This is a genomic window from Bacillus sp. ISL-46, assembly GCF_018613205.1.
Genome location: NZ_JAGGQR010000108.1, coordinates 47,375 through 63,682, shown reverse-complemented (window position 1 = coordinate 63,682; position 16,308 = coordinate 47,375). Strand labels below are relative to the sequence as shown.

The following is a 16,308-nucleotide window of genomic DNA, read 5'->3' as shown; positions in this document are numbered from 1 at the left end:
GTAAAAATATTCATGCGATCTGTCGACTGAATCGATACTAATTAAAGGTGGTGGAAAGATGAAGAATTTAAAAATTGCATCTATACCTGGGGATGGAATTGGAAATGAAGTTGTACCTGTGGCAATTAAAGTGTTGGATACAATAGCAAATATCCATGGCGGCATTAAGTTTGAATTCACCCATTTTCCGTACGGGTGTGAATATTATTTGAAAAATGGAGCAATGATGGCCGCAGATGGACTTGAAAGATTAAAAGAGTTTGATGCTATTTTTCTTGGGGCCGTGGGTAACGCCAAACTCGTTCCAGATCATGTTTCACTTTGGGGACTTCTCATTAAAATAAGACGAGAATTCGAACAGGTCATTAATATTAGACCTGCGAAAGTACTTAAAGGTGTGAAATCGCCGTTGATTAACCCCAAAGACTTTGATTTAATGGTCGTCAGGGAAAATAGTGAAGGAGAATACAGTTCAGTTGGCGGGAGAATCTAATTTTATTACTAGATACTATTGAAAACGTCACCAATGAGGGCATCTTAACACCAGACCTTGGAGGAAGTCATTCAACAGGAGAAGTAACAGAAGAGATTATTAGGAAGTTAATAATAAACTAATATGTTATCGTTTCAATTTCTAATTTAAATTACGCATCGGTTCCATCACCAATAAATAATAATATATTGAATGAAAAGAAACGAAAAAAACGAGGTGGAACCGATGTATTTGTTCAAATCAATTTTGGATGATATTCATTCAGCGCAATTAGTCTTCAAACAAAATTCTAAAACAAAACGCCTTGTTCTAGCTGCACTATTTGCTAGCATTGCAGCTGTTCTCCAGGCAGCAGGTGGTTCTTTACCTGTAATGGGTTATTTTATCAGCCCTTTTGCGACCGCTCCCATTCTATTCTGTTCGATCCTCTCCCTTCCACTTGGCGCCATGTCCTATTTCCTTACCAATCTATTGCTTTTAATCCTTCAACCTAGTGAATTAATTATCTTCCCCTTTACCACTGGCTTGTTAGGGCTGGGGACCGGAATCGCTTTCTATTTTCTCAAGAAAAGAATAAGCATAATTGCTTTTGGGGCTACTTTTTTAACGATTGGAATAATCAACCTTTTATATGTTTTTAGATTCCCAGTCTTGGGTCCAACTGTTTCTGGTTCTTTTTCCATCCTAACAACAGGCAGTATTTTTTTGTTTTCTTTCTTTTATAACTGGATTTGGGTTGTTATTGGGTTAACATTTTTAAAAAGGTTTAAGAAGTTTATAAACTAGTAACCCTCCAAATCACACCTGTGTTAGGAGCAGCCCCTATATTTGTTCCTGGTGGTTTAAAGATTCCAAAGTCGGCAATGTACATTTCATTCCTATCTACTTATTCAAAAAGGAGTTGTCCATATTCCAGGCTAGGGTCAATTTTGCATGGCAACCTCGATTACAACGATTTCCTCTAGGGGCTGCAGCTCCTCTTTGAGGATGTTTTCAAATTCACCAAGGGTGCTGGCTCTTATTCCTTTAATACCGAAGCTAGCAGCTAAATTAACAAAATCCGGGTTCTGGAAGGTGACTCCGTAGTTTTCTCCAAACATTTTGTTCATTTGCTGAACCTCAAGTTTTAACATTGAGTCATTTAAAACAATAATGAGGAAAGAGAGTCCTAGACGTTTGGCCGTCTCTAATTCTGCAAAATTCATGAGCGCGCCGCCATCACCAGTAATACAAATAACGTCGTCATCTGGACAAGCCAGTTTTGCTCCGATGGCACCTGGTATGGCAATTCCCATTGAAGCTAGACCGTTTGAGATGATTAACTGGTTTGGCATTTTGGGCTGATAGGTACGGGCGATTGAAACCTTATGGGAACCGACATCAGAAATCACAATTGTGTTCTCTGAAGTAAGACTTTCAATACAATGGAGAACATTTTCAATTGTATAGGGCAGTGTGCTGGAGTCTGGCTGATCTTGGTCGATTTGATAAGCAGTCTTTATTTGTTCTTTAAGTTCCCCAGAAGGTACCCAGGATTTAGTTGGGAGCTCTGATTGATTAAGCATTTGGAGTGTCATCTTAATGTTCCCGACCAGCTCAACCCCGACAGGGTAATATTCATTTATTTCGGCAGGTAAAGTATCGATATGTAGAACCGGAAGTTTCTTAGGATTCCAGTCTTTCGGCAGTTTTTCAACAAAGTCGAAGCCGATAACAATCAGTAAATCTGCTTCCTCCATGCCTGGTAAAACTTCATCGTTTTCATTAAATCCAAACGTAAAGAAATTCAGCGGGTGTTCCTTCGGTAACACACCTTTTGCCATAAAACTGTGGGTAACAGGAGATTGAATGGTATTGATAAAGGTCAGCAACTCAGGATATGTCTCCTGCCTGATTACTCCGTTACCAATGATAATAAATGGTTTTAGGTGTTGTTTAATAAGTGTGGTTGCTGCTACGAGTGCCTCATTAACTGGGACACTTTCAGGCAAAGATGTTACCGGCAAAGGCTTCCCAGGAATCATTTGAGTGGAAAAGTTCTCCGGTAACGTAATAGCGACCGAACCTGGTTTCTCCATTTTTGCCACTCTGAATGCTTTTCGAATAATCGTGGGGACAGTCTGGGATTCCTTGATTTGAGTGCTCCACTTTGTTGTCGGCTCAAACAATTTAGCTATATCTATATATTGATGTGATTCATTATGGTGACGTTCCACGCCAGCTTGTCCAATTAATGCCACCACGGGTGAATGATCGAGCTGAGCGCTGGCAATACCAGTCAATAAATTTGTTGCTCCTGGACCCAACGTCGATAAACAAACGCCGACTTTTTTTGATAATCTACCATAAACATCGGCCATAAAAGCAGCCCCTTGCTCGTGCCTGACATTCACATACTGAATTTGTGTTGATTTTGATAATGAATCAGCAAGATCGAGTGTCTCCGTGCCGAAGATCCCAAACACATATTCCACACCTTCGTTTTCTAAACAATGGACGAGTACATCTGTTACTTTCATCTGATCCTCCAAAAAACCTTGATTTTTATCCTATGTTTTCTATGGTTACCGCTGATAGGATTTTTCAACCTCTCCGGGCTTTAGAAAGTTTAATCGGAAAATTTCCACAACGGAGTCTCTGAAGCAGCAGAAGTCTGGTCATGGTAGTGTTACAATTAAAAGAAAATAATGGGTAACTTAGAAAAAGGTGATAAATAATTGAATGAAAAACAACAATATGTCTGGTATGCAAGTTATGGTTCCAATATTAATGCCGACCGATTCTTATGTTATATAAAAGGTGGTCAACCTGAGGGATCCGCCCAAATTGAGATAGGATGTAAAGATCCTTCCCTTCCAGTAGACGAGTCAACCTTCACCATAGACCTGCCCCTTTACTTCGCCAAAGAAGCGGCTAGATGGGAATCTCAAGGAGTAGCCTTTATCGGATTGAACCAAGACAAAGGAAACCATACCTATAGTAAGAAATATCTAATTACGGGCGAACAGTTTCTAGATGTCGTCAAACAAGAAAATAATGGACTAAATTTTGAGATTGATTTACATGAGGTTAAACAGAAGGGTTCAAAAGTATTCCACCGCCATTCCTGGTATGGAAATATACTGTATTTGGGAGATGAAAATGGCTTTCCCATTTACACCTTTACAGCCCCATGGGATATTAATGAGGTCGAATGGAAGAAGCCTTCCCCTGCCTATTTAAAAACTATTATTAAGGGATTATCAAAAAATTATTCAAATGAAGAAATCTTCGCTTATTTTCAAAGCAAACCAGGCATTAAAGATCAATTCCCTGATCATGAATTGACTCTTCTGTTAAACGGCCGTGAAGGGTGATTTTTTCTTACCTTATCACGGCTTATTTTTATCAAGTAAGGAATAATAAGAACATTCATTTAAATGTCCTAACGATTAGGAGAGGAAAATTTACCCTTGGTAAATTGTGAATTCGCTTACAATTCACAATTTAGACCTTAATTATTCTATTTTTAGTGTTATGATAATGGTAATCGTACTAACGAGTTGAAACCTCGAATTAATTGGAAGCTGTGGATGAAAATCTGTCGAAAAAAGGAAGTATTCCTATGAACTTAAAACATAAAAAGCATAATATTTTTCAACGAATTGGACGAGCTTTTAAGTTGAATTTTATCAAACTGTTACGTTCTCCCGGTGGAGCGAAAAAAGTTTCCTTGGGATTTGCGATTGGCTTTGGTTTGGAAATGGTCGTTCTATCGTCTGCATCCCTTATTTATATTGTGTTTTTACCGATGGTCCGGATAGCTAGAGGTTCATTGCCTGCAGCAATCATCGGAAATGTCATTGGAAAACTATCCTTTCTTCCTGTTCTTCTTTTACCTTTTGCCAAGAAAATTGGTAAACTCATCTATCCATTTAACGGGCAAATCGGTCATAAGACACCATTTTCGTTTGAACAATTATTGCAAGGGGATTTCCGAGGCGTTGTCAGTCTTCTTCATGGCGGAGTCCATGTGTTAATTGGAATGACTATTTTTGGGATCGTCCTTGGAGTCATCTCGTACTTCCTTGTTCATTATTTTTACGAAAAAGAAAAAACGAAAAGACTTACGAGAATTCGTGATAAACAAGCATCTCGAAAAAATCCTCTCGTTATCATCGATGCTGCTAATAACTAAGGTTTTAGCTTCTTAAAGATGATTGATTCTAAAAGCTTCCACGGCAGGAAATTTTTTATGGTAAGCATATTCTTTACACCAGCCCCGATTGGATACCGGAGGTCAGGTGATTTCGGCTGCGAGGCAATTTGTGCAGCCAGTTTGGCTACCTCGATTGGATTGCCATGCCCAGCTTTTCCACCTTCAATTTCATTTAGTATCTTCTCCATATAGGATGCGTACGGGGACTCCGCATTGACCCCCATCCCATCCACGCTTGCCCAAATATTGGTTTGAAAGGATCCAGGCTCAATTAAGGATATATCAATCCCAAATGGTTTAAGTTCCAGTCGTAAGCTCTCACTATAACCCTCAAGAGCGTGCTTGGATGCGACATATGCAGATAATCCTGGGAAACCGAATCTCCCGCTGATACTGCTCATGTTAATAATCCTGCCTTGTTTCTTTGCCCGCATTAATGGAAGGACTGCCTGTGTTACGGCGATCAATCCGAAAAAGTTGGTTTCAAATTGAAGCCGATAATCCTCGATTGAGAGCTCTTCACTAAAACCTCCAAGTGCATAACCCGCATTGTTGACTAACACATCTATAGAGGGATATTTCTCCAATTTGCCTTTTAAAAGAAGAATGGATTCCGTGGATGTAACATCAAGCGGGAGGACATGAATGAAATTTTCTACCTGGTTTTCTTTTGCAAGTTCTAGTAGGGGCTGCGCTTTGTTTTCATCTCTCATCGTTGCAATCACTATAAATCCTTTTAATGCCAGTTCAATCACGGTTAACAAACCGAAGCCGCTTGAAGATCCTGTAACGATGGCTGTTTTTTGTGTCATGATGGGCTCCTTTTCTTCCTTTTGTTCTATTTAAACTTAAAATAGAGAAGTTTGTATAGCAAAATGGAAAAAGGCTGCCCCAAAATACTTGGGACAGCCTCTTTTTGGAATCACCTGTTATTGATTTTGATGATTTTGAAGGGTTTGTTCAGCATAAGCGACAAGTCGTTTCGTCATTTCGCCTCCGACTGAACCATTTGCTCGTGCGGTCGTATCAGCACCCAGTTGAACTCCAAACTCGTTGGCAATTTCTTCTTTCATTTGATCTAAAGCATTGTCTGCTCCAGGAACCAATAGTTTGTTTCTGGCCATGATACATCACTCCCGACGAAGTTTTTTTGAGCAATGAAAAATTGCTCGTATATAATTTAACCGATTTTGTTCCATTTCATTATAAGTTGGTTCTTTTGAATCAATGAATGCTAAAATTTATTAATGACATCGCAGTAAATTCCTCAGCCTTTTGCTAAAATACGCTATCATGGGGAACATTACACTTATAGTTGTAAACATTATATAAAAAAGCGAGTGATGTAATTATGATAGAATTCCCCAAAAATCTTTATTGTGAAAAGTGCGGTAAAGAAACAGAGCACATGGTACGCGAAGATGCTCTAGAAATTGAATACATTTGTACAGAATGTATGAATGAACAAGAAATCATTAAGTCCTTTTTTTAAAAAGTGCGGAAAAGGTGTAATATGCAGAAGATAGTAGTTATAGGAGCAGGAATTCTCGGGGCGTCAACAGCGTATCACCTTGTACAATTAGGGGCAGAGGTGACATTAGTGGATCGTATGGATCCCGGGCAGGCCACTGATGCAGCAGCGGGGATTGTTTGTCCTTGGCTTTCGCAGCGGCGAAACAAAGCATGGTATCAGTTAGCAAAAGGAGGAGCTCGTTACTATCCAGAATTAATTGCTCAATTGGAAGCAGATGGAGAGAAAGAAACGGGCTATCAACGGGTAGGGGCAATTAGTCTTCATACAGAAATGAGTAAACTCGAACAAATGGCTGAACGAGCACGGAAACGAAGGGACGATGCACCCGAAATGGGGGAGATAACCATTCTTTCACCTGCTGAAACAAAGCGGCTTTTCCCGCCGTTATCTGAAGAGTATGGGTCTGTTCATGTTAGTGGAGGAGCACGGGTAAATGGAAGAGCATTACGTGAGTCATTAATCCGCGCCTCGATCAAGCATGGAGTTACTTTCCGTAACGGGAATGCCTCCCTAGCAATGCAGGGAAACAAAGTGGTTGGCATTATACTTGATGATTCAACATTTTTAGCGGATCAGGTCATTGTTACGGCAGGTGCATGGTCTAAAGAGCTTTTACAGCCATTAGGAGTTCATTTTTTAGTCAAACCACAAAAGGCACAAATCATCCACCTTGAGTTGCCTGAAACAGATACGAGCCAATGGCCGGTTGTTATTCCACCCCAAAACCATTACATTCTTACCTTTGATAATGGCCGGGTCGTCGTCGGCTCGACTCATGAAAATGAGGCTGAATTTGACAATCGTGTAACGGCAGGAGGAATCCATGAAATATTAAGCAAAGCCCTAGAAGTAGCACCTGGATTAGCTGCAGGTACGTATCTTGAAACAAGAGTCGGTTTTCGGCCGTTCACCCCTGGCTTTTTGCCTGTGATTGGGGCTTTACCTGATTATGAAGGAATCTATTTAGCCAATGGATTAGGGGCTTCAGGATTAACGAGTGGACCGTATCTCGGCGTGGAACTAGCAAAGCTTGTTTTAGGAAAACAAACAGAGATTGACCTGAGTTGCTATGAAGTAGCCGTGGCACTTGATGAGTAATAAAAAGAGCACCCACTTGGGTGCTGATACTCCAGTTTATCTAATCTAAGGTAAGTTACTTTGGGAAATAAAGCGCTTTCAAAAAACTACGAAAGTATTCCTCTCCGGAAAAGCTCTCCAATTGCATGGGAACGATTTTGAACGCCAAGCTTTTTAATTGCCGTTTTCACATATTGTTTTACCGTTAATTCGCTGATTTCCATCGAATCGGCCATTTCCTTTGTGCTTTCTCCCCAGGCAATTCTCCTCATAACTTCTAGTTCCCGCTTACTTAATACTTGCGGGTCTTCCACACTATCGAATTTTTCTAAAAACTTTCCAACTTCTTTGCCATAAAGGGTTAATGAGACAAGATGTTTATCATCAATTGAAGATTCTTTCACGAACTCATTTGAGCAAATATATCCAATAATAACCGATCGGTAACAAATAGGTACAACTACAATCGAACTTACACTTGAAGAAGTTATGTATTTACTACTTGTTTGCTTTAGATACTCAATACCAGAACAATACTTTGCTTTCTTCTCATTAATGGCTGAGTAAATGATCGGCAGGGAACGGATATCATCCCGAATATCCCCAATATGGACCATACCAGCAGATGACAATGAGATGATTCCTTCACCAAGAAACCCTAACGGAGAAAATCTAAATAAATAGGCATTCATGACAGGATAAAGGTCCATGTATACTTCGAGAATTTTATATAATCTTTCTTCGTGGCAGGTGGCTTCCTCCAAATCGTGAATTCGATGCTGTAAGGTATACTGAGATGTCATATTATCATCTCCTTTATAGGGATATAGCACGTCTAAAATTGGGAATATTCAAATTATACAAAAAAATATATCCTTAAGATACACTTTTAGGAAAATCTTTTTTTTAAAAGTTGAAAAATTCCCATTTAGGAAAGGAAGATGTTTTTTGGCCAATTTAGACCCGCAAGCAAAAGCTTATTTAGAAATGTTCAGCCAGATGCCATTAATCCAGTCATTAGATGCACAGACAGTACGAGAAATGTTTTCATTAGCCCCTCCCGTAGAGGTAGAGCTGGCCCCGCTTGCGAAGATAGAGGACAGAATGATTCCTGTCGCCGATGATGCCGAGATTAAGGTGAGAATTTATACACCGGAAGGTCAAGGACCATTTCCTCTATTTGTCTATTACCATGGCGGTGGCTGGGTAATTGGGGATCTTGAGACAGCAGATCCAAGTTGCCGAATGATTGCTAATCGAACTGGCAGAGTTGTCGTTTCTGTCGATTATAGGCTTGCACCTGAATATAAGTTTCCAATCCCTGTAGAGGATTCCTATGCGGCATTAAAATGGGTTAGTGAAAATGCTGAGGTGATAAATGGAAACGCTTCCAATCTAGTTGTTGGCGGTGACAGTGCAGGTGGAAATCTTTCAGCCGTCGTTTCGTTAATCGCCAAAGAACAAAATGGTCCAGACATCGCTGCCCAGGTTCTTATTTATCCTGTAACGGCCCTCGGGTACGACACCAAGTCATATCAAGAGTTCCAAACTGGATTTGGTCTTGATAGAGACTTAATGATTTGGTTTGGAAATTATTATATTAACAATGATGAGGATACAAAAAATAAATATATTGCTCCATTATTGGCAGAGGATTTAAGCAATCTCCCGCCAGCTTACGTTATTACCGCAGAAAATGATGTCCTAAGGGATGAAGGTTTAGCCTATGCTGAGCGTCTTAAAGATGCAGGGGTCAAGGTTGAAACGATTATCGAATCAGGTTTAGTACATGGTTATTTTACGAATATGGCGGTATTTCCAGAGCGAATTAAAGAATCAATTTCTAGATTTGCCAAGTTTTTAAGTGAAATTGACCAAAAAGTCAGCAGGGTTTAACGATTATATTAGATGCGGGAGGTAGGAATATTGAAATCTACTAAACAGTCAAATCAAGTTGCCAACTACGACGCTGTTGTTATTGGGGCAGGGTTTTCGGGATTGTATACGCTTCATCGCTTACGTGAGGCTGGTTTCTCTACCCGTGTTTTCGAGGCGGGTGATGGTGTTGGCGGTACATGGTATTGGAACCGGTATCCCGGAGCACGCTGTGACTCGGAAAGCATCTATTATAACTACACTTTTTCAGAAGAACTCTATAAGGAATGGACCTGGACTTCTCGATATCCTGAGCAGCCGGAAATACTAAGTTACCTAAATTTTGTAGCAACCAAGTTTGATCTCCGTCGTGACATCCAGTTTAAGACTCGTATTTTGGCTGCCCATTATGACGAAGAGAATAATAGATGGATGATCCATTTGAACGATGGAACTAGTGTATCAGCGAAATACTTCATCACAGGAGTCGGCTGCCTTTCTGCTGCCAATGTACCAAACTTTAACGGGATCAATAATTTCAAGGGCAAGTGGTATCACACTGGACATTGGCCGCACGAAAAGGTAGATTTCAAGGGTAAGCGAGTCGGCATTATTGGCACGGGTTCAACTGGCGTCCAAGCCATCCCAGTCATCGCTCAAGAGGCCGAACACCTTACCGTTTTCCAACGAACTCCACAGTATTGTGCCCCAGCTAGAAATCATCCGTACGACCCGGAGTATATCCGGCAGGCTAAAGAAAATTTCAGCGAGATAAAACGACAAATGCGTGAATCCCAGGGAGGCCAGCCAATGGTACCACCTACTAAGTCAGCGCTGGAGGTTACACCTGAAGAGCGAGAGCGTGTATACGAGGAGGCATGGGAGAAGGGTGGATTAGGCATTTTTACTGCCTATTATGACCTGCTTATTAATGATGCAGCCAACGAAACGGCTGCCGAATTTATCCGCTCCAAGATCCGTAAGATTGTCGATGACCCGGAGGTGGCTGAAAAGCTTTTACCAAGTTATTTTTATGGTACAAAACGGCCAATCATTGACACGAATTATTACGAAACTTATAACCGTGAAAACGTCACCTTGGTAGACGTAAAGAAAGCACCTATTGAGGAGATTACTCTAAAAGGGATCCGGACCACGGAAGCGGAATATGAACTGGACGCGATTGTTTTTGCCACAGGATACGACGGAATGACTGGGCCTTTATTGAAGATGGATATTCGGGGTAAAAACGGGGTGTCACTGAAAGAGAAATGGGCTGGGGGAGCACAGACGAGGACATACCTAGGGATTGCAAACGCTGGTTTTCCGAACATGTTTATGATTACTGGTCCTGAAAGTCCTTCTGTGCTGAGTAATATGCCTGTCTCCATTGAACAGCATGTGGAATGGATTGCGGATTGTATTGAGTATATGAATAAGAATGGTGTGGAAACGATTGAGGCGACTGTTGAGGCGGAAGAAGCTTGGAGTACCCATTGCAGAGAAGTAGCCGAATCCACGCTTTATACTAAAACTGACTCATGGTACACAGGGGCGAATATCCCAGGCAAGCCGCGTGGCTTCCTGATTTATGTAGGCGGAGTCGGCGCCTATCGCCAAAAGTGTACCGAAATCGCTGCTAAAGGGTACGAGGGATTTTCATTAAAGAGTTCAACTAAGACAGCATCACATTAGTGGATGTATGAATCCAAATTACTACAAAAAAAGAGTCTTCGGACTCTTTTTTTATTTTCAAAAAATGGGTTTTAAAAATAGGTAAAAAGTTATTTTTTGAAAATTTGAAGACATCTGAAATTATTGATTGATTAATGTGATTTGGGAATGTATAATAAACAAAATACTAAATTATTCCTACCTGAATAGTATGAATTGGGAGTTTAAAATTGGTTGCGTGTTTACCAGTTTAATAGATAGGGTACATAAGGAGAGATTATACATGGTTTGGACGTCTATTGCTTTTATTATTGCTTTTTTCTTTGCGATGAATATTGGAGCAAGTGGGACGGCAGCATCAATGGGATCGGCCTATGGTGCAGATGCCATAAAGAGTAAGCGCTTGGCCATGATTTTGGTTGCGTTAGCAGCTTTTCTAGGTGCTGTACTTGGTGGTGGGGAGGTTGTGAAAACGATTGGCGAGGGAATTATTCCTTCCAATCTCCTAACGATTAAATTAGTCGTCCTTATCCTTGCAGGAGCTACGTTGACATTGTTTATTGCAAATCTGTTAGGGATCCCTTTATCGACAAGTGAGGTTACCGTTGGATCGATTGTAGGTGCTGGGATCGCTTTTAAAAGTTTATATTTAAATAATCTTTTGGTGATTGTTTCCTTCTGGGTGTTAGTTCCAATCGTCTCATTTCTCATTACCTTTGGACTTGGAAAGTTGATATCCTCTGCTGAAAAGCGTTGGGTCGGTTTAACTAAGAATGGAAAATGGAAAAAATGGCTGGCGGTATTACTAGTCATAGGGGGCTGTTTAGAGGCCTTTTCAGCTGGGATGAATAATGTAGCAAATGCCGTTGGCCCGCTAGTAGGGGCTGGGATGATTTCAACGAGTAAAGGAATCTGGATCGGCGGTTTATTCGTCTCAATCGGAGCTATTTTACTAGGGAGCAAGGTGCTTGAAACGAATGGGAAGAAAATCACCAGACTCTCCTTGCTAGAAGGGAGTGCGGTTTCCTTTACAGGAGGAACCCTCGTTATTGTCGCATCACTGTTTGGTTTGCCAATTCCTCTCACCCAAGTAACGACTTGTGGAATATTAGGTGTGGGTGCCTCACAAAAGGGGTTAGGTATTTGGCAAAAATCAGTCATTCAAAGGATTCTAAAAGTCTGGCTAATCTCACCTTTAGCTTCGCTTGTTATTTCTTATATCCTGATTAATCTCTTAGTTAAGATTAATATTTATAATATTATTATCATTGTAAGTACATTGATCGCAACCGTGGGTGTGATCAGCCTTTCAGCGACCATTCGCAAGGAAAACAGTACCATCCATGATGATGGAGGCGGAATATAAGTAATAGGTTTTGCTGGTTAAAAACTCTGTTGGGAATCTATTTCCACAGAGTTTTTTAATTTCATTAATAAAATACAAGTAGTAAAATAGATTTGTGAAAGCCTGTTTACATACTATTTAGTTGCTAAATCAAAATATAAAATTCTTAAAAAGCACTTTTTCAATATGGAAGGAATGAAATGCGTGATGGAGATAAAAAAGGTATCGATCATTGGTTTAGGTGCATTAGGAATACTTTTTGGACATCATTTATCAAGGAAAATGCCAAAAGCAGATTTACGAATTATTGCTGACCGGGACAGAATAACCAAATATAAAAATGAACACGTCTATTGTAACGGAGAACGCTGCGATTTCACTTATCTGACACCTGATGAAAGATGCGAGCCAGCTGATTTGCTTATTTTCACGGTGAAATATAATGGTTTAAAGGATGCGATTCAAGCAGTAAAGAATCATATTGGTGACCAGACGATCATTTTATCGGCTTTAAATGGGATTTCCAGTGAGGCTGTCATTGGCCAGGCATATGGGCATGAGAAAATTTTATATTGTGTTGCCCAAGGAATGGATGCCGTTAAAGTGGGGAATCAACTCACATACGACCATAGGGGAATGCTTTGCTTTGGTGAACAAGAACCAGGATTCATTTCCAAAAATGTTAACAGTGTCGCGGCTTTTTTTGAAAAAATGGCAGTTCCCTATGAGGTCGATACCAATATGGTTAAGAGACAATGGGGGAAGTTTATGTTAAATGTCGGAGTCAATCAAACCGTAGCTGTCTTTCAGAGCAACTATGGTGAGATTCAACGAGAAGGAGAAGCAAGAGAGATGATGATTGCGGCGATGAGAGAGGTAATCACGCTATCTGAAAGAGCAGGCATCCACTTAACCGAAGCAGATTTAGCCTATTGGTTACGTGTATTAGCAACCTTAAGTCCAGACGGTAAACCATCCATGGCTCAAGATGTCGAAGCCAGACGTCCAAGTGAGGTGGACCTGTTCTCCGGAACTGTCCTAAAATTGGCAGATAAATTTGGGATCTCAACTCCAATAAATAAAGAACTTTATAATCGAATTAACTTATTTGAAAGTATATAAAGTGCCTGACTCCCACTGCTTTAATGTTGTACTATAGCGGGGGTCAGGCACTGTTTTGTTACAAAATGGTGAACTCTAGAGTTCTTTTATGTGATTTTTATTTGCAGGATTATGGCAGGTTTTACACTAGGTATCATAAAATAAAAGAAAACGTGTATAAACTACAACTTGAGAAGAGGGTTGATGTTTATGTGGCCTTTTGACGGCAAGAAAAAGACGACTGAGAAGGCAGAAAGGTCATGCTATGTTTCCGTTAAAGAGACTACAGAGGGAAACGAGCTAATTGATATTGTAACTAAACTAAAAGAAGTCCTTAGTAGCACCTCGAGGGAAGTCATAATTTTGTGTGTGGGTTCAGACCGTTCTACAGGAGACTCACTAGGCCCGATTGTCGGGACGATGTTAACTGAAGCTGACATTCCTTTTCCAGTTTATGGAACCTTAGAAAAACCAGTTCATGCCTTAAATATAAAGAAAATTCTCAAGGACATTTATCAAAAACATAATCAACCATTTATCTTGGGTATTGATGCTTGTTTGGGTGATGAACGACAAATTGGGTTTATTTTTTTAAAAGAAGGTTCTTTGGTCCCAGGTATGGCGGTTAATAAATCTTTACCTAGTGTAGGTGAATACCATATGAAAGCTGTGGTTAATTACCTGGATCCATTAGCACCTGCGCAATCCTTAAATAATACGAGATTATTCACTGTCGTGAAGTTGGCCGAAGTTATGGCAAAGATTATTACGCAAGCAGTCTTAGGGGAACCCTCAACTCGCAAAAGACTTATTGAAACTATCCAATGATGAAAAATTTAAAATTATTTCCCACTTCCTTGGAAAATTCAACCATAGTATTTGATGTTTACAATTAGAGTAAGTTATAATTGGTACAATGTATACCTAGAAAGAAGGAGAAACCGTGGGGAATAATTGGGCAGAGGAAGATCTATTGTCTTTACGCGAAAGGGTCTTTATTCACATTAAAGATCTCATTTTAGAAGGTGAATTTAAAACGGGTGATCGTTTGGTGGAACGGGAACTGGCAGAGCGATTGAATATCAGCCGAACACCTATCCGTGAAGCGTTGTTTAGATTAGAATCGCAGGGGTTTGTAAAAACCGTTCCAAGAAAAGGTGTTATAGTTGCAGATATTTCAGATAAGGAAATTATTGAAGTATTTACGATTCTTTCCTCACTTGAGGTTTTGGCAGCAAAATTAGCTGCTCAAAAATTAGACGATGAAACCAAAAGTAAGTTTGTCGAGTACTGTAAAAAAGTAGAAGTCTGCTTAAACGATAAGAATGATAATGATTTCTCTAATTTACATGGTGAATTGAATCATCTATTATACAGTTCAGCAAAAAATTCGAAACTATATGAAATACTAAGTGGGTTGTCAGATTATATTCGGGCATTTGCCAAGACAGGTTATAAAAATCCAGGCCGACCGGTGCAGTCGATGGAAGAACATTTACGAATAATGGAAGCCATTATCAATCAAGAAATAGAAATGGCTGAGTATTTGACGAAGATTCATATTGAAAATTCTCGAAAAGCATATATTGAGGCTGTTAATCAAGGAAAAAAGAGTAAATAAATAAAAAACTCCATCCACTGGTGGAGTTTTTCTATTTCTGTCTGCATGTTATTAAAGTCCGATTACGACTGAGGTGGTTAGATTCTGTAATACTTTTGCGACACTCATCGCCACAATAGGACTAGATTTAGGATTTTGCTTAAAAGGCTTGTTTTGAATCGTTATTTCCATTTGACCAAAAAAGCCCTTCGCAATGATTGTGTGGGTATTCATTTGAATCGTTGGGTCCACATAAACTTGAACCTTCGTTTCTTCGAATCCAATCCCGGCAAGACTGAGTGCCGCGGAAACATTTACGTTTTCAGGGAATAATTTTGCAGCGTTTCTGGCATTACCATCAAAAACACAAAAAGGTTCAGTAATTGTTTCTAAATCTACTTTTTCCTCAGCAATCGTCCCATACCAACTTTTTGTTGGCTTCCTTGTAATTAAGGTTATTTCATCGATTTCACCCAATACCCCAGCAGCGATCCGATCCAAACCTGCGATGGCAGCAGATGGAATGATTATTTGTTGATTGTATTTAGTTGCGGCCGCCTGTAAGGACTCATAAAAGTCTATATTTGCTAATGCACCGACAGAAAGAATGACTAAATTACTTCCTGAAGAAAGGGCTTTTTCACCGTATAGTTGGAGGGCGTGATGACCGGCTGCTTCAATAATGATATCTAAATCTTGGTTAAAAAAAACATCTTCATTAGTAGTTACTGTACATTGACTAGGTGGGTTGCCTAAAGGACCAAGTGGGGTTCTAACCAAAAGGGCTTGAAGGGCGACATCGCCAGCATGTCCTGATTCGATTAACTGGCTTATACTCTTTCCAAGCGTTCCATATCCTATGATACCAGCTCTAAGCATATTCATTCTCCTCGGATTGAATTTTTTTCCAATAAACTATAAAGTTACCAATCTATGTAATAAAAGTTCTTTGTATACCATATACCATCAATTTTCTACATTTTAGCCGATTCGAATCACAAAAGCAATAGTAATAATATAAATTTATATAAACTTCTAAATTTTCAAAATTGTTTGCAAAGATAAGAGAATAATGGTATATTATTTTCAACCTTAAAGTAAACAAGGTGTACATAGTGAAAAGAAAGGGGTTGATCTTAATCATTCCTAAAGAATCAAACTACATAAAACGCAACTTAGACTCTTTCCCACTAGTTTTTCTTTGTTTGTAGATTGAATGATTTAGGGACTAGAAAATGTTCTGATATAAAAGAGCCTTCAACTTAGTGTTTTGGTTGTCATGTAATTTCGTAAAAAATTTATAAATCTTTGGTATACAATCTACAGTATTCAAAATATTATCTCTTCGATTTATTCTTTTAATGGAATAGCAATTGTTTATCTTTATAGGAATAAGAAAAGCAAATCAGAA

The 16,308-nt window shown here is 39.6% G+C and carries 15 protein-coding genes and 1 pseudogene; 11 read left to right on the top strand and 5 right to left on the bottom strand.

Annotation, left to right across the window (positions count from 1 at the left end; all coding sequences use genetic code 11):
* Positions 1–58: 58 nt before the first annotated feature.
* Positions 59–490 (top strand): annotated as a pseudogene (locus J7E67_RS30725) (isocitrate/isopropylmalate family dehydrogenase); the annotation flags it as partial.
* Positions 491–718: 228 nt separating this feature from the next.
* Positions 719–1,279 (top strand): hypothetical protein, encoded by a 561-nt coding sequence (locus tag J7E67_RS30720; RefSeq protein WP_214718182.1) that lies wholly within the window; start codon positions 719–721, stop codon positions 1,277–1,279.
* A gap of 137 nt (positions 1,280–1,416) precedes the next feature.
* On the opposite strand, the gene J7E67_RS30715 is transcribed toward J7E67_RS30720, so the two are convergent.
* The gene (locus J7E67_RS30715; protein WP_214733457.1) at positions 1,417–3,012 is read right to left on the bottom strand and encodes an acetolactate synthase large subunit; all 1,596 of its coding nucleotides are present in this window, start codon (positions 3,010–3,012) and stop codon (positions 1,417–1,419) included.
* Between the two features lie 198 nt (positions 3,013–3,210).
* On the opposite strand from J7E67_RS30715, the gene J7E67_RS30710 reads away from it, so the two are divergent.
* Both J7E67_RS30710 and J7E67_RS30705 read left to right on the top strand, forming a co-directional pair.
* On the top strand, positions 3,211–3,849 hold the full coding sequence (locus tag J7E67_RS30710) for a hypothetical protein (protein WP_214718185.1): 639 nt from the start codon (positions 3,211–3,213) through the stop codon (positions 3,847–3,849).
* A gap of 248 nt (positions 3,850–4,097) precedes the next feature.
* Positions 4,098–4,670 (top strand): DUF2062 domain-containing protein, encoded by a 573-nt coding sequence (locus J7E67_RS30705; RefSeq protein WP_214718186.1) that lies wholly within the window; start codon positions 4,098–4,100, stop codon positions 4,668–4,670.
* Here J7E67_RS30705 and J7E67_RS30700 read toward each other — a convergent pair.
* Entirely contained in the window at positions 4,667–5,503 is an 837-nt protein-coding gene (locus tag J7E67_RS30700) for an SDR family oxidoreductase (RefSeq protein WP_214718187.1), read from the bottom strand. The genes J7E67_RS30705 and J7E67_RS30700 overlap by 4 nt on opposite strands.
* 117 nt (positions 5,504–5,620) lie before the next feature.
* Positions 5,621–5,815 (bottom strand): alpha/beta-type small acid-soluble spore protein, encoded by a 195-nt coding sequence (locus tag J7E67_RS30695; RefSeq protein WP_088087953.1) that lies wholly within the window; start codon positions 5,813–5,815, stop codon positions 5,621–5,623.
* A gap of 389 nt (positions 5,816–6,204) precedes the next feature.
* Between J7E67_RS30695 and J7E67_RS30690 the strand changes: the two genes are divergently transcribed.
* Entirely contained in the window at positions 6,205–7,323 is a 1,119-nt protein-coding gene (locus tag J7E67_RS30690; RefSeq protein ID WP_214733456.1) for an NAD(P)/FAD-dependent oxidoreductase, read from the top strand.
* 86 nt (positions 7,324–7,409) lie between these two features.
* Here the strand turns inward: J7E67_RS30690 and J7E67_RS30685 are convergent, their stop codons facing one another.
* Entirely contained in the window at positions 7,410–8,105 is a 696-nt protein-coding gene (locus tag J7E67_RS30685) for a helix-turn-helix domain-containing protein (RefSeq protein WP_214733455.1), read from the bottom strand.
* A 145-nt stretch (positions 8,106–8,250) separates the two neighbouring features.
* On the opposite strand from J7E67_RS30685, the gene J7E67_RS30680 reads away from it, so the two are divergent.
* The 6 genes from J7E67_RS30680 (at position 8,251) to J7E67_RS30655 (ending at position 14,918) form a co-directional block, all read left to right on the top strand.
* Positions 8,251–9,198 carry an alpha/beta hydrolase gene (locus tag J7E67_RS30680; RefSeq protein ID WP_251027113.1) on the top strand — a complete coding sequence of 316 codons (948 nt, stop codon included), beginning with the start codon at positions 8,251–8,253 and terminating at the stop codon, positions 9,196–9,198.
* Positions 9,199–9,228: 30 nt separating this feature from the next.
* Positions 9,229–10,872: a flavin-containing monooxygenase gene (locus tag J7E67_RS30675; RefSeq protein WP_251027112.1), complete on the top strand. Its 1,644-nt coding sequence runs from the start codon at positions 9,229–9,231 to the stop codon at positions 10,870–10,872.
* A 262-nt stretch (positions 10,873–11,134) separates the two neighbouring features.
* Positions 11,135–12,217, top strand: a complete 1,083-nt coding sequence (locus J7E67_RS30670; protein ID WP_214733453.1) for a sulfate permease — start codon at positions 11,135–11,137, stop codon at positions 12,215–12,217.
* 186 nt (positions 12,218–12,403) lie between these two features.
* Complete coding sequence (locus J7E67_RS30665) at positions 12,404–13,318, top strand: ketopantoate reductase family protein (RefSeq protein WP_214733476.1); 915 nt, start codon at positions 12,404–12,406, stop codon at positions 13,316–13,318.
* 189 nt (positions 13,319–13,507) lie between these two features.
* Positions 13,508–14,125, top strand: a complete 618-nt coding sequence (yyaC, locus tag J7E67_RS30660) for a spore protease YyaC (protein ID WP_214718194.1) — start codon at positions 13,508–13,510, stop codon at positions 14,123–14,125.
* A 115-nt stretch (positions 14,126–14,240) separates the two neighbouring features.
* Positions 14,241–14,918: a GntR family transcriptional regulator gene (locus J7E67_RS30655; protein ID WP_214733452.1), complete on the top strand. Its 678-nt coding sequence runs from the start codon at positions 14,241–14,243 to the stop codon at positions 14,916–14,918.
* Between the two features lie 51 nt (positions 14,919–14,969).
* On the opposite strand, the gene J7E67_RS30650 is transcribed toward J7E67_RS30655, so the two are convergent.
* Positions 14,970–15,776 carry an aspartate dehydrogenase gene (locus J7E67_RS30650; protein ID WP_214718198.1) on the bottom strand — a complete coding sequence of 269 codons (807 nt, stop codon included), beginning with the start codon at positions 15,774–15,776 and terminating at the stop codon, positions 14,970–14,972.
* Positions 15,777–16,308: the final 532 nt, after the last annotated feature.